At 42.9% G+C, this 912-nt stretch carries 1 protein-coding gene; it reads right to left on the bottom strand.

Features of this window, described 5'->3' with window-relative positions; all coding sequences use genetic code 11:
* A partial coding sequence (locus GQO39_RS08730) for an isocitrate/isopropylmalate family dehydrogenase (protein ID WP_246668567.1) occupies positions 1-912 on the bottom strand: 912 nt, incomplete at both ends.

Raw genomic sequence — 912 nt, 5'->3', positions numbered from 1 at the left:
AAGCACGGTTGCTGTTTCTGGAAACAACGCTTGACGCGCATTGCTAGCATCAGGCGCAATACCTAACCGTTGCAATTGACCTTTTATCGTTTGCCAAACAGCTTCATGATGAACCAAAGGCTGCTGTACAGCTTGGGCAATTGCGTCGCGTGTTTTGTCATCTGATGTTGGTCCTAATCCCCCACTGATAATGATAAGATCTTCTTGTCCAAGACAAGCAATCACTGTCTCACTTATTTGCTGTAATTGATCAGCGCAAACAAAATGACGCGTCACTTGGACATTTCTCTTGTTCAAGCTTTGACTCAAATCCTGCAAATTCGTATTCAAATATTGTCCTGAAAGGAGTTCATCACCAACCGTAATAATTGCCGCACGACAAACAGAGACAGGATTTACAAGAGAATTAAGAACAGCTTCAGCCATTTGACGTGTAGAGGCTACACCTCCCAAATCATAAGTGACAGTTTTTCCAGTACGAATAACCTGATCAACACTCTCAGATAATTGTTTTGCTTCCTCTTGAAAACCTAAATGCTCTAAAAGTAAAGCCGTGGTATAAAGCATGGCAGAAGGATTTGCTTTATTCTGTCCAGCAATGCGCGGTGCACTCCCATGAACGGGTTCAAAATAAGCAACCTCGCTTCCCACATTTGCGCTAGACGCAAGCCCCAATCCACCCATTACTCCAGCAGCAAGGTCAGAGAGAATATCGCCAAACATGTTTTCAGCAACAATCACACCAAACTGCTCTGGCTTCGTTGCAATCCATAAAGCAACCGCATCAACATTATGAATATCTGCTTTAATTTCCGGATAATTTTGCGCGATTTTCTCAAAAATTTCCTGAGCAAACTGTCCACTTTCCCGCATAACATTTGGCTTATCAGCAAAAGTAACCCGCTTAAATCC

The sequence above is a fragment of the Bartonella refiksaydamii genome, from assembly GCF_902652675.1.
GTDB classification, from domain to species: Bacteria; Pseudomonadota; Alphaproteobacteria; order Rhizobiales; family Rhizobiaceae; genus Bartonella; species Bartonella refiksaydamii.
Note: the sequence above shows the minus strand (reverse complement) of the source record. Positions and strands in the feature narration are given on the sequence as shown.